The organism is Ruegeria sp. H9, from assembly GCF_056532915.1.
The window spans coordinates 455786-468452 of record NZ_JBQFNX010000001.1 but is presented as its reverse complement, the minus strand read 5'-3'; the positions used below and the strand labels follow the sequence as shown (position 1 = coordinate 468452).

Genomic DNA, 12667 nt, shown 5'->3' with positions numbered 1-12667 from the left:
GGTCGCATGAATAGGAGGAACCAATGACCACAAAGACAATCCTGCTGATTGGGACCTACGACACGAAAGAACCCGAGATGCGGTTCATCGAGCAGGCGATCAAGGCGCAGGGCGCGGATGTGTTGACGATGGATGTCTCGGTATTGGGCGACCCTTTGGAGCCAACCGACATCTCCAAGCACGAAGTCGCACAAGCGGCTGGAATGACCATCGAAGATGTCATCGCACAAGGGGACGAGAACAAAGCCTTTCGCGTGATGTCAGACGGTGCCTCAAAGGCCGTTACCCAAGCCTATGCGGATGGGCGATTTGACGGGATGCTGGCGACCGGGGGCACTATGGGCACCGATCTGGCCCTGGACTGTGCACAGGTCTTGCCCATGGGGGTGCCTAAATACATCGTGTCGACCGTCAGTTTTTCTCCGCTGATCCCGCCGCACCGACTGGCTCCGGACATTCAGATGATCCTGTGGGCCGGGGGGCTCTACGGTATGAATTCGATCTGCCAATCATCGCTTGCGCAAGCTGCTGGCGCTGTAGTTGGTGCCGCAAAGGCTGCCACGATACCGGATCGTAGCAAACCGCTGATTGGGATGACCAGTCTTGGATCCTCGTGTTTGCGCTACATGAAAACGCTCAAACCAGCGCTGGAAGAGCGCGGGTTCGAGGTTGCCGTTTTTCATTCCACCGGAATGGGCGGCATGGCTTTCGAAAAACTGGCGGGTGAAGGGGCGTTTGCCTGCGTCATGGACTTCTGCATGCAGGAATTCGGGAACCTGATGGCGGGTTCCGTGGTCTCCAGCGGTGAGGATCGCGTGACAAATGCCGGGCGTCTGGGCACACCACAGCTGGTTGCGCCAGGCGCGCTGGACCTTTTGGACTTTGCCGGATGGCAGGACATCCCTGACCAGTATGCCGACCGTCCATTTCATGAACACAACCGCCTGATAAAAAGCTCGGTCTTCAATGGCGATGAACGCCGTGCCTGGGTGCGGGAGCTTGCCAACCGATTGGAGGCCGCAACTGGCCCGGTTCACTTTTTTCTGCCCGTTCACGGGGTCGAAGCCTGGGACAAGGAGGGTGAAGAGGCGTATGATCCCGAAGCCCTGGCGGAGATGATGGATGAGGCCCGTAAAGTCATGCCCGGGCGCGTTCCTATGACCGAAATAGACGCACATATCAACGATGCCGCGTTTTGCGATCATGTATTGGCCCAGTTCGACGAATGGGTCGCAGAAGGCGTGGTCGCAACATAAATTCAGGATTTACGCCCGTCTTTATGATATACACGCAGGTCAAACACAGCCTCGGTGGCGGTGAGGTCGGGCGCATTCTTCCACGTGCGGCCGACTTGCAGCTGGATGCATAACCTTCACCGCTTGGATACTTATTAAAGACTATTTTTCGGCGGAACCGTGTCACCGGTTCAAGGTGGCCAAAGACCTGCGCAGTAAGTGAAGAATTGAACTCAACAAATGCCCAGGATTAGCGACCCGTTCCGCCGGTGACGTTGCCAATATTGAGCGGCAACCAAACCGTTGGACCCGCATTTAGACGATCGGTCCAACCCATGAAAGGAGCGAGGAAATGCTAACCACGATTGCGATTTGGTATCTGAACCCAGAAACCCGGACCGAAGGTATTGCTGCACTCCGGCAGCTTGCTAGGGACGTCAAGAAAAACGAACCTGATACCTGGGGTTACCTTGTGCACTCAGGTGGCGCGGACTCGGTCCCGCCATGCGATGACGATAAGATTGTGTTCGTGGAAATCTACAAAAACGAAAAGGCATTCAAAAAACACCTGAGCAAAGGATCGGATTTTTCGAAGTTCCTGAAAAAAAGTGGTCACCTTTTTCTTTCTGCCCCAGGGAGCAAGAGCCCATTCTTTCAGGTCATGAACGTGGATCGCATTCAGGGATTCGTGCGCCCCGAAGCTGGGTCGAGCAACGGCTAAAGGTAGGTCGGGCGATCCCGGCCGCCCCAAGGAAACCCTGTAATTTTGTTGATCCACGGGGCTTTGCGCCGGGTAAAGTTGCAGCCTGGTTCATCCATCAGGAATTGTTGGGCGACGCATTGTTGATATTATGTTATAAGAAGCCGTGATTTAGTTCTATCGTTTCTAATTTTGACCTGATCTATCTAAACTTACGAAGGCGACCATTTTGGTAAGTCCTGACGTTAATTGCCCAAATTGTGGTTCGGCCAATCCTGCCGGATCGAAATATTGCCAAAGCTGTGGAAACGCCCTGTCCCTTACGTGTACAGCGTGCGGAGCCCCAGCTTTGCAAAAGGCAAAGTTCTGCACGGCCTGCGGTGCGTCTGTGGTCGGATCAGCGCCGGTCAAAAAGTCAGAGCAAGACAATTCACCGCCACTAACGCCCGCACCTGAAAATGTTGCGGAACGGCGGCAACTGACCGTCATGTTCTGCGATCTGGTTGGTTCTACCGCGTTGTCCGAAAAATTTGATCCCGAAGACTATCGTGAGCTTATCACCCAATATCGCGATCTGGTCGGTAGCACGGTTGCGAAATTCGGCGGTGAGATCGCAAACTATGCGGGTGATGGTGTTGTGGCTGTCTTTGGTTACCCCGTCGCGCAAGAGGCGAGTCACTACTCGGCCGCGCTGTGCGCGCTTGAAATTACCCAGATGGCAGAGGGTATTGAAGTTGGATTTTCCAGCCAGCCGGTTGCGACCAACGTTCGTATCGGAATGCACACTGGACCCGTTGTTGTTGGCACCGCCAACAGCTCGTCATTGGACGAAAAGATGTGGCTGTTCGGAGACACACCAAACGTGGCGGCCCGTATTCAGTCCGTTGCCGAGGTCGGGCAAGTCGTGATCTCCGAGGTGACGCGACGCCTGATTGGTGAACGGCTTGACTTTGTGTCTTTGGGCGCGCCGCAATTGGCAGGGATTAGCGCTCCACTAGAGCTGTTTGAGGCCCGGCAGAAGGTTTTGGGGTTCGAAACCGCGCGCAAAGACTTTTCACACGATAAAACACCAACCATCGGTCGGACCGCGGAAATCGCCTTGGTCCGCTCTCGGTGGGAGGGTGCGCTGGAAGGTGAAGGGCAAGTGCTGTTGCTGACCGGCGATGCGGGTGTCGGAAAATCTAAGATCGCCTTTGGATTGAGCGATGATCTGGCCGAAGAAGATGCGTCCCGGTTTATTCTGTTCGGCTCGCCACTTCATCAAAGCAGTGCCTTTTACCCGGTTAAAAACGCGCTCACGGCGTTGACTGGAATGTCCCCGGATGAGACCCCAGAACAGAACCGGGCTAAGATCATCGGGTTTTTGTCTGAACTCGGTCTCGATGATCCTGACTGTGTTATGCCCATTCTGCGCCTAGTGGCGCTGGAAGACACTTCAATCCCGGCTGAACCAATGGCGCCTGAACGGGAAAAGGGTGCGTTGATCGAAGCGTTGCTGCGGCTTTGCGCAGGATTAGAACAATCTTCACCGCTGATGTTGTTGCTGGACGACGTACATTGGTTCGATGCTTCCACGCTTGAGTTTGTCGACGGATGGGTTGAACAACTATCAAGTAGACGCTGCCTGGTCTTGATGACCGCCCGCAGTGAATTCCAGTCACCCTGGCGAAACCAGTCACATGTCACCACCTTGGAGCTGAACCGTCTGGTCCGGCGCGATATCTTCAAACTGGTTGAAAGCATTTCAGGGATCCGGCCTTCGGATGAGGTTCTGACCCAGTTGGCAGACCGAACCGATGGCGTGCCGCTGTTTGTCGAAGAACTGACCAAAATGGCAATGGAGTCCGGTCTGCTGGCAAGCCGGGGGCAAAGTAAAGCCGAGTTGTCCATGGCGATTCCGGAGTCTCTGCAGGATTCCTTGATGGCCCGGCTGGACCGATTATCCGCCAGCCGCGAGATCGTGCAGGTCGCTGCTGCAATCGGGCGCAACTTTGAAAGAAACCTGCTTAGCCACGTTTTGAAATGGAGCGACCAGGAAATCACCAGAGCGCTGGAGCAGCTACTTGAAACAGAGTTGATTGTTCCCGCCGGGCTGAGAGGCGTGGAAGACACATACCGGTTCCGTCACGCCTTGGTACAGGATGCGGCGTATCAATCCATGCTGCGTTCGACAGCGTCCAGATGGCACGGTCAAATCGCGGCGGTTCTTGAAGAGAACTACAAGGAAATTGTTAAACACGAGCCAGAGATTCTGGGCCATCACTATTGGCGGGCCGGTGATTATTTGGCGGCCGAGCTCAACCTTATGCGGGCCGCGCGCCAGGCATTGGATCATTCTGCAAATGTTGAGGCCATCACCCATCTACAGCACGCCTTGGATTGCCTGCAGGAACTGCCCGCGTCGCAAGACCGCGACAGGCGCGAGATTGATCTGCAAATCACTATCGCGGTTCCGTTGGCCTTTGTACGCGGATACGCACATAGTTCGGTCCTCTCCGCTTATGCCCGGGCGCAAACCTTGTGCCGTGAATACGGCGAAACAGAGCGGTTGTTCAAAGTTGTCTACGGCCAGTTCCGATCGACAATGCTGGGGGGCGAATATGCGGTCTCGAAACAGAATGCGGATCGTCTGGTGTCGCTATGTCAGGATCTGAAAAGCCCTCTTGCCATTGTCTCCGCCGAAAGATCACTTGGCTCGCTACAGACATATCTTGGCCAGCCGCAGGACGCCCTAACGCATCTGCAGGCAGGGATTGATGTCAATCTGTCGCTTGAGCACCGGTTCATGGGGCTGGATTTTGACGTCGTTGATCTATCCGTCGCGCTTCAGGGATATCGTGCGCTGTCTTGCTGGTTGTCAGGCGACACGAAGAGCGCTTTGGAAGCGATCGAAAAGGCCGTGCTTCACGCGGAAGAAACAGCGCATCCCTTCAGTCAATCCTTTGCAAATGCATTTCTGGGTTGGATCTCGCAGTTCCGCGGCGATGAAGACCTTGTACTGGAAAGCTCGGCCAATCTGATTGCGCTTTCAGAGGAGTACTCGTTTCAGTTCTGGCGTGGATGGGCGCGGATCATGAACGGATGGGCACGCCGGAACGAGTTGGGCGACGGCGCGCTGAAGGAAATCGAACTTGGTCTTCAGGAATGGCGGGATACCGGCTGCCGGCTGGGGTTGAGTTTCTTTCTGTATCTTTATGCAGACGCGGCCATCCTGCACGGACATCTCGAACTCGCAAAAGAGCTTTTGGACGAAGCCGAGCAGATCACGTTGGGTGGGGGGGAACAATTCTGGATTGTCGGTTTGACCCGGCTAAGAGGACGTCTGTCGCTTGCCCAAGGTCATGAAGAAGCGTGTATCGATCATTTCGAGCAGGCTGTCAGTTTGGCGCTGGACCGCGGGCATTTTGGTCCGCTGCTGCGTACGATCAAAGAGCTGGCAAAGCTTGATCCAACCCCCGATTGCCTGAACCGGATCAAAAAAGCGGTTGAAGAAGTCGCCGGGTTCGATGGTCCGGATTTGGCCGAGACACGCGCTATTCTGAGAAAACTTGGAACTGCAAAAACGGAGAGCTCATCACAGGACATTTGAAACATACGAGATAGTCAAAGCCAGTCGGGAGGACATAGCCATTATGACTAAGAAGAAATCAAAAGGTGACCGCTGCCATCAGACGAATGTCACCGGTGTCATGCCAAAACTGCCCAAGCAGTTTGATACGTTTCCCTTCTATTATGCCTCTCTGCAATGCCAATGGATGTATTGGTATACCTCGGTCGAAGCCGCCAAACCCTTCGTCAAGGGTACAGGATTGTGCGTGGCGGAGTTCCCCGATGAAAATGGAAAGAACAAAGCTGTCATTCTATTGAATTTTCAACGCTACACCGCCCACTATGACAATTCCTTGGGCTTTGTGAACGAGGTTGAATTTAACCTTCTGGCTTACCCTTCGAACCGGGTGCCCGGCGTTCCGAAGATGTCCCTGACCGAGTATCTGCACGGCCGCGATCAGACCAAGACCATCGGGCATCTGCGAATACACGTAGCCGCAGACAATGCGGTTGCTGTCAAGGCTGGGCGTCAGGCCTTTGGCGAGCCCAAGTTTCTGGGGCAGTTCAATTACAAGGTGCCGTCGCTGAACGCCAAGATGAAAGGCCATCCGCCAATCTCTCCGAAATCCTGGTGGATTCAGCTGGTCAACCCGGACGACCCGCAGACCATCGTCTACGATTTGAAAGCGGACTTGGGAAAGCTGAGCGGCAATCAGTGGACGACAACAAATTGCACTCCGATCCCGGAATTCGCGACCGGCCTTGGCCGTACTGTTTGGACCCGCTGGACAATCTCGGGCCTCTTCGAAACTGCAATGCTGGACAACAAGGACGGCAAGCGCATCGCCAAGACATTCAAACTGAAACTCGGCAACAACGATTTCCCGATGACACGGGACATGCATCGGTTGTTCACCGACTTCACCCCTGTCGCCGTACAGGTTTTTGAAAGCCCCCCCGCCTGCTTCGAGCCGCGCGGGTTCTACGTGGATGCCATTGATGGAGACCGCCATGTCACAGCATGACAACAGTCCCGCCCATCAGGCCTTCCTGACGGTCAGCGCGGCATTGACGGGTTACAATAGTGCCGAGTTGCAAGGGACCGGGTGCACCGGGGAATACTGGCATCAATTCCGACAGGTTCTACCAGAAGAGATTTTGAGCCGGTTTCTGTCTCACGCTCAATCCCTCGGGCAAGGGGACGATGATCAGATTATCCGCCAAACATACCTGTCGGACAGGTGCCTTGGCCCGATTGCACGTTCGCTGATTCAGCTTTGGTACACGGGTCAGTGGGTCCCGCTTTCGCAAGAATGGCGCGAAAGCTACGGCGCTTCTCGCTTTGATGTGGTCAGGATCATCTCGACACGCTCGTACAAGGAAGGGTTGGTCTGGGACGCCATCGGTGCCCATCCCATGGGGGCAAAGCAGCAGGGTTTTGGTGCTTGGGCGCTTGAACCTCCTCGGAAACGGGAGGCGGGCCAATGAACGCGATTACAGACGACGACAGAACCTATGATGTGGTCATTGTCGGGGCCGGATTTTCTGGTGCCATTCTGGCGAAAGAGCTTGTGTCAGCAGGGCATACAGTTCTGATCCTCGAGGCCGGTGCAGATCACGGTAAAACGTGGGAGACCTACCGATCCTATCTGGATCAGTACTACCTCTCGTTGGCGAAAACACCAAACTCACCCTATCCGGATCTGCCGACTTTGCCGTCACCTTCGGTGCTGGACATTACGGCGGTTCGCGGCACCGAACCGGACACGAACGGGTACTTTGTTCAACGTGGCCCGTTGCCCTTCGGCAGCAACTATCTGCGTGCCTATGGCGGAACCTCCTTGCATTGGCTGGGCACCAGCCTTCGGATGATGCCCGCAGATTTCGAAATGCAGAGCAGGTTCGGCCAGGGGGTCGATTGGCCATTTGGCTACAAGGATATTCGATCCGACTATGAAAGAGCCGAGTGGGAAATCGGCGTCTCAGCAGACGCCGAGGAACAGACACCCAGAGCGCTGGGAATAAAGACCTCGGGCAAGCATGATAACCGTGGGTACTTTGCCAAAGGATATGACTTCCCCATGCACTCGATACCCTCGTCTTATATCGACGGGTTCTTTGCCCGGGCAGACGGCATGCCCATTGAAATTGGCGAAGACCCTAAAGACACGGTCAAACTGAAAGTCTCACGCACGCCACAAGGCCGCAACTCAACCCCGCGTAAGCCAAAGAATGCCAATGGCATACCCGTGGGCCGCAAGATGCGGCATCAGTTTCGCCCGCGAGGATCGACCGGTCCATTTGCTTATATGGGCCAACGCTGCGAGGGCAACTCAAGCTGCATCCCGATCTGCCCAATCCAGGCAAAATACAATGCGATGAAAACGCTGGATGATGCCAGGCATCTCCGCAAACATCACATGAAGACAATCACGCAAGCCGTGGCGTCCAAGGTCGAACTTGCCGAAAGCGGTCGGGTTTCGGGTATCGTTTACAAGAAGTACCCTTTCCCCGGCGTCGCGCAATACGAACTGCGCCGTGCCAAAGGCAAACAATACGTCCTTGCCGGTGGAGCGGTGGAAAACGTAACTCTTGCGCTGGCTTCCGAGATTTGTCGGACCAGCGGCGAACTGGGCCGCAACCTGATGGATCATCCCTACATGATGACTTGGGGTTCCGCGCCCGAGCCGGTTGGTCCGTTTCGTGGGCCGGGATCGACGTCAAGCTACGCCAATTTCCGGGACGGGACCTTTCGTGACAGAACTGCCGCACATAGGCTCGAGATCGGAAACTGGGGCTGGAACTTTGCCACCGGGGCCCCAAACACGGATGTGGCGCGCTTTGTTGAACAGGAGAACCTCTTTGGCAAAGCGCTTCGTGACAAATTATATCACGATGTTCAAAGACAGGTTCGCATCGGTACGATGGTCGAACAACTGCCCCGCTCTACCAACCGAGTCACGATTGATCCCGCCTATCGCACTCCGATGGGTGAATATCGCCCTGTGATCAGCTATGATCTGGATGACTATTCGCGGGCCGGTTTGGCAACTGCCTATGACACTTGCACCCAGATTTTTCAGCGCCTGGGTATTCGAAACCACACGGCCTACAACCCATCTGACGCCGGATATTTCACCTATGACGGCCGGGGATACACGTTCTTTGGCGCAGGTCATCTTGTCGGAACCCATCGGATCGGAACGCACCCGCGCAATTCGGTGACTAATGACGTAATGCGAACCTGGGATCACGACAATTTGTGGATGGTAGGCGCCGGATCGATGCCAACAATCGCAACATCGAACCCGACACTCACGATGTCGGCAATGGCTTACCGAGCCTCCAGAGCAATATCGGATGCTGTTCGGAAAGGGGGTGCAAAATGACCTCGAAAGACAAACTGGAGAAAGAGCGCGCGACACTGTGTAAACTGTTTCAGGACGCGCTTATTCTTGAACTCACTACCATTCCTCCCTATGCGACTGCGTGTTATTCGATCCTCGAACAAGGCCAGTATGACCGGTCTGAGCCAACAATCGTAAACGCCGAACCCATCGAAGTGATCCGGCAGGTTATGGTCGAAGAAATGCTGCACATGGTTCTTGCGGCGAATGTCATGAATTCGATAGGCGGAACTCCGGAGCTGAACAATCCTAAGCTGCTACCCAAATACCCCCAGCCACTGCTAAACGGGCGCGGTCCAACTGTTTATCTGCGCAGGTTTACGCCAGACCAAATCAAGAGCTTTCGTGCGGTTGAAACGGCACCAAAAGATGAAAGAGCTGCGAAAAGCGGTGATTATCATACGATCGGAGGTTTTTACATCTACATCCGGGAAAGGTTGCGCAAAGCCTGTGATACTTATGGGGATGCCGCGATTTTTACTGGTAATGAGGCACGACAAATCACCGACGCCGACTATTTCGGTGCTGGAGGTGAGGTGATCGAGGTGATTGGCACCCCGTCGCAGCGCCGTAAGGCCGCGCTGAAGGCGATAAAGAAAATCATGGATGAAGGGGAAGGCGCAGACCTTGGTCACAGAGCTGGCGACAATGACATCATCCCTGGCCCTGACCACCGCGAGGATGTTGCGCACTATTTCAAATTCAACGAAATCCTGCACAGCCGGTATTATAAGCCAGATGATAGCATAGACGGCCCGCCCACCGGTGGCGACCTCATCGTCGATTGGAGCGCGGTATCCCCGATGCGGGATGATCCGTCCGAAAAGGACTTCAAAAACGCGCCAGAGATCGCAGAAATATCTGCTGAATTTAACGCGGCCTGGTCCGGCCTGCTTGATGGTCTGCACATCGCGTTCAACACGGACAAGACTGCGCTAAGGTCATTGGTCCCAGCAATGTATGACATCAAGTCTCTGGCGCAGAAATTGATGCGTATTCCTTTGCCGGATGGATCAGGGGAAACTGCCGGACCAACCTGGACGTATCTTGCAAAGAGAAAGAGTTGATCGCTCGTTTCGTTGCAAGTCGATTAATACGCGGCAGCTATTTGGTCAAATTCGGAAAGCAATAATTTGCTGTATTAGCAGCGGCATAGCGCAGTCCTGAATCGGCCAAAATGATCTGAGATAGCACTCGAATAGCGCGATTTATCGTGCGTTGTTTCTTGACTCACCCAGGATGCGTGAGGATTTGAATCCACGACGATGACTTCGGTCAATCGATATGAACCCACTGGGCGCGCATCACATGCCAGTTGGTGGTGAAACTGCGAAACTAACGCATCGCCGTCATCTCCCGTCAGCAATCGCTTTCAGAGACGCAAATGTGGGCACGCGAACGCAGACGCGAAGACCTAGGGTGTTTTCTGGACCGTGAATAGCTCAATCTCCGAGGGATTGGACTTGCAAAGGTCCAGAAAACCTACCCTATTAACCGCAATCAGCCGCCGCTCAGTCGTAAGCTGCCGTCACGATCATTTCGACCTTCAATACATCACGGGCGAGCTTGGATTCTCCGCAGGCGCGGGCGGGCGCGTGGCCTTCGGGCACCCAAGCGTCCCAAACGGCATTCATCTCGGCAAAGTCTGCCATATCCGCCAACCAGATTTCGCATTTTAGGATGCGGGTCTTGTCGCTGCCTGCCTTTTGCAAAAGATCCTCAACCTTGGCTAGAATGTCCTGCGTCTGATCTGCCACGGTCGGCGCGTCCGAAGTCTGACCGCACAGGTAGGCAACGCCGTTGTGTTTGACGATCCGGCTCATGCGCTGACCGGTTTCGATGCGGGTGATTGTCATAACTTGTACTTTCTCATTGTTGAATTTAGCAGTGATTTGAGCTGCCCACGGCACAAGCGTTGAAATGCCAATGGGAGCCATAGATCAGAAGCCGGCATTACGAGGCCGAGGTTCATTCAAGTCAGATTGTCCGCCAGTTCATTTTGATATCCAAAAAGGGCCGGCAGCCCGCCGGTGTGCAGCAGAATGACCTTCTGACCCGGTTTAATCTTCTGGCTTTCAACCAGATGCATCAAACCGGCGAATGTCTTGGCGGAATAAACCGGGTCGAGGAAAACCCCTTCGGTCCGTGCCATTTTTTCCAGTGCGGCACGCGTTCTTGCGTTCACTTTGCCGTAACCTGGCGGCAATGCATCGTCATAGACATCGATCCGCGCCTGCAATAGAGCGGCATCAACATCCAGCAAGTTTGCAAGTTTCTGTAGAACGATCATCATGCGGGCGTGTTGCTTCTCGCGATCTCTGCGCACGCATATTCCAAATACCGGGGCTGTACTGCCTTCCAGTGCTAGACCGGTTAGCAAACCGCCATGCGTAGCACCACTGCCTGACGGCACAACCACCGCATCGAAATTGGGCATCTGGGCGCACAATTCCTGTCCGCCAACGACATAGCCCAACGCCCCCAGAGGTGGATGATTCAAGCCCAGATGAATGACATATGGCGTGCGGCCTTGGGCCTTCAATTCGTCAGCACGCGCGTGCAATGCCGCGTCGGCCCCAGCTTCGTCTTCGCCCTCGGGATAGCTGATATGCTCGGCACCCAGAATCTGTGCCAAAAATACGTTCCCGGACCTGTAATACTCTTCGTCCATATCTGGGACACGCTCTTCTAACTGAAGCACGGATTGCATGCCCAGCTTAGCGGCCGCCGCGGCTGCAGATCGGACAAAATTGGACTGAACAGCACCGGTGATTAGAATGGTATCGGCACCTTGTTGCTGAGCATCGCCGAGGTAGAATTCGAGCTGCCGTGTTTTATTGCCGCCAAACACAAGCTCCGTCAGATCATCGCGCTTGAGCCAGAGATCGATCCCCAATTCCGCCGACAACCTGTCTAACCGTTCCAGAGGTGTCGGGCCCGACATAAGCCGGGCGCGAGGAAATCTCTCCAGATTGTCGTTTCGTTGCATCGTGTACCCTCCGGGATTATGCAATCATGTAGGCGCGCTGGAACAGGACACAGCAAGCGATGAAAGAAACCACGCGGATCGCGGCTATGACGACCGACTGCGGCAAGTAAGGGCCTCCTGCCCGTCCAAGCAGGCTGCCTACCAGCGTGATTATGACAAAGCCGAGCAGTTGCGGCCCGTATGTGATCGCCTGCGTTTCGGACAGGCTGTGCAACAGGAATGCAATGCCATAAGCCACCAGCGCGATGGGCTGCACCAGCTTGGCCACCTCTTTGGCTGAACGGCCCTTTGCGATCAAACCAAACACCATAAGCGGGCCCGGTGTTGCCGCCCAGACGGTTGCAAGCCCGGACAGTCCTGTAATGGCTGAAAACCCAAAACGCCCGATTGTGCCGCGCAAGGGAAGCAGGGTGGTGATTAAGCCGATCAACAACAAGCAGGCCGTCAAGGCCAGAACAAACGCCTCGTTCAACAACGGATAAACAGTAAGACCGGCAACTACACCGACACAACATGCGATGATCGCATTAAGAATGAGTGGCTTGTTGTTCTTTAGTACATGACGGTCCGTCGCGACTACTGACACAAGGGTATTCAGCAACAGCAATATGGGAACTGCCGTCGAGGTGCCGAGCAGTATCATCATCGGGGGACCCGCGATGATACTGAAACCGATGCCCACGCCAACCTGCAGCATTGCCCCGAGGCAAATGGCGGCCATCAAAATAGACAGATCAATGGTCACATAGCACTCCTGCAGCTTTGGCATTTTTGCAAGACCTCAGAT

At 54.8% G+C, this 12667-nt stretch carries 10 protein-coding genes; 7 read left to right on the top strand and 3 right to left on the bottom strand.

What is annotated here, in order from left to right; genetic code table 11:
• Nucleotides 1-23: 23 nt before the first annotated feature.
• The 7 genes from ACR0CZ_RS02070 (at nt 24) to ACR0CZ_RS02040 (ending at nt 9958) form a co-directional block, all read left to right on the top strand.
• On the top strand, nt 24-1256 hold the full coding sequence (locus tag ACR0CZ_RS02070; RefSeq protein ID WP_170394020.1) for a Tm-1-like ATP-binding domain-containing protein: 1233 nt from the start codon (nt 24-26) through the stop codon (nt 1254-1256).
• 331 nt (nt 1257-1587) lie between these two features.
• On the top strand, nt 1588-1956 hold the full coding sequence (locus tag ACR0CZ_RS02065; RefSeq protein ID WP_170394022.1) for an antibiotic biosynthesis monooxygenase: 369 nt from the start codon (nt 1588-1590) through the stop codon (nt 1954-1956).
• A 208-nt stretch (nt 1957-2164) separates the two neighbouring features.
• On the top strand, nt 2165-5524 hold the full coding sequence (locus ACR0CZ_RS02060) for an adenylate/guanylate cyclase domain-containing protein (RefSeq protein WP_170394025.1): 3360 nt from the start codon (nt 2165-2167) through the stop codon (nt 5522-5524).
• 43 nt (nt 5525-5567) lie between these two features.
• A complete protein-coding gene (locus tag ACR0CZ_RS02055) occupies nt 5568-6509 on the top strand; it encodes a hypothetical protein (protein ID WP_170394027.1) in 942 nt (313 codons plus the stop codon).
• Nucleotides 6496-6972 (top strand): hypothetical protein, encoded by a 477-nt coding sequence (locus ACR0CZ_RS02050; protein WP_170394029.1) that lies wholly within the window; start codon nt 6496-6498, stop codon nt 6970-6972. The genes ACR0CZ_RS02055 and ACR0CZ_RS02050 overlap by 14 nt, the downstream gene beginning before the upstream one ends.
• Nucleotides 6969-8873, top strand: coding sequence for a GMC family oxidoreductase (locus ACR0CZ_RS02045; RefSeq protein ID WP_170394031.1), 1905 nt, complete (start codon nt 6969-6971; stop codon nt 8871-8873). The genes ACR0CZ_RS02050 and ACR0CZ_RS02045 overlap by 4 nt, the downstream gene beginning before the upstream one ends.
• Entirely contained in the window at nt 8870-9958 is a 1089-nt protein-coding gene (locus tag ACR0CZ_RS02040; protein WP_170394033.1) for a ferritin-like domain-containing protein, read from the top strand. Before ACR0CZ_RS02045 ends, ACR0CZ_RS02040 begins: the two co-directional genes overlap by 4 nt.
• A gap of 444 nt (nt 9959-10402) precedes the next feature.
• On the opposite strand, the gene ACR0CZ_RS02035 is transcribed toward ACR0CZ_RS02040, so the two are convergent.
• From ACR0CZ_RS02035 to ACR0CZ_RS02025, 3 genes are all read right to left on the bottom strand, one after another.
• Nucleotides 10403-10747: a RidA family protein gene (locus ACR0CZ_RS02035; RefSeq protein ID WP_170394035.1), complete on the bottom strand. Its 345-nt coding sequence runs from the start codon at nt 10745-10747 to the stop codon at nt 10403-10405.
• 116 nt (nt 10748-10863) lie between these two features.
• Complete coding sequence (locus tag ACR0CZ_RS02030; protein WP_170394037.1) at nt 10864-11880, bottom strand: D-cysteine desulfhydrase family protein; 1017 nt, start codon at nt 11878-11880, stop codon at nt 10864-10866.
• 16 nt (nt 11881-11896) lie between these two features.
• Complete coding sequence (locus tag ACR0CZ_RS02025) at nt 11897-12649, bottom strand: TSUP family transporter (protein WP_170465604.1); 753 nt, start codon at nt 12647-12649, stop codon at nt 11897-11899.
• Nucleotides 12650-12667: the final 18 nt, after the last annotated feature.

Bases quoted from the DNA above. Each gene is read 5' to 3' on its own strand.
- ACR0CZ_RS02070 (WP_170394020.1), top strand. From the start codon at position 24: ATGACCACAAAGACAATCCTGCTGATTGGGACCTACGACACGAAAGAA.
- ACR0CZ_RS02065 (WP_170394022.1), top strand. From the start codon at position 1,588: ATGCTAACCACGATTGCGATTTGGTATCTGAACCCAGAAACCCGGACC.
- ACR0CZ_RS02055 (WP_170394027.1), top strand. From the start codon at position 5,568: ATGACTAAGAAGAAATCAAAAGGTGACCGCTGCCATCAGACGAATGTC.
- ACR0CZ_RS02050 (WP_170394029.1), top strand. From the start codon at position 6,496: ATGTCACAGCATGACAACAGTCCCGCCCATCAGGCCTTCCTGACGGTC.
- ACR0CZ_RS02045 (WP_170394031.1), top strand. From the start codon at position 6,969: ATGAACGCGATTACAGACGACGACAGAACCTATGATGTGGTCATTGTC.
- ACR0CZ_RS02040 (WP_170394033.1), top strand. From the start codon at position 8,870: ATGACCTCGAAAGACAAACTGGAGAAAGAGCGCGCGACACTGTGTAAA.
- ACR0CZ_RS02035 (WP_170394035.1), bottom strand. From the start codon at position 10,747: ATGACAATCACCCGCATCGAAACCGGTCAGCGCATGAGCCGGATCGTC.
- ACR0CZ_RS02030 (WP_170394037.1), bottom strand. From the start codon at position 11,880: ATGCAACGAAACGACAATCTGGAGAGATTTCCTCGCGCCCGGCTTATG.
- ACR0CZ_RS02025 (WP_170465604.1), bottom strand. From the start codon at position 12,649: ATGCCAAAGCTGCAGGAGTGCTATGTGACCATTGATCTGTCTATTTTG.